Annotated in this window: 1 protein-coding gene; it reads right to left on the minus strand. The window is 58.2% G+C overall.

Annotation, left to right across the window (positions count from 1 at the left end):
• Positions 1-37: 37 nt before the first annotated feature.
• Positions 38-273 (minus strand): hypothetical protein (locus SB725_RS31205; RefSeq protein WP_410923272.1); only part of this gene is annotated, 236 nt, incomplete at its 5' end.

The raw sequence follows: 273 nt of genomic DNA on the forward strand, positions 1-273 counted from the left end.
CCACCGAAAAGACCACTTGCGACAACGATCAGCCAGTTCACCGTGCAGCCCCCGCTACTACCGCTAGATCGGACCGCGGATGGGCGTTTATGCGGGCGGCATCGGGCGCGCTCGCATCCTCACCGAAAATCGCGTTGAACCGGTTCGCGCCATGTAGAGCAATCAGTACGATGGCGGGAAATACGACCGAAAAGTTTCGCGCCTCATCGCGGTAGCCGAAGAAGAAGAACAGCACCAGCACCGGCAGGAATGCCGCAAAAAAGTAGATACGGT

Origin of the sequence: Pseudomonas sp. SIMBA_041 (assembly GCF_046535095.1) — a bacterium.
In the GTDB taxonomy this organism is placed as follows: domain Bacteria; phylum Pseudomonadota; class Gammaproteobacteria; order Pseudomonadales; family Pseudomonadaceae; genus Aquipseudomonas; species Aquipseudomonas mucoides.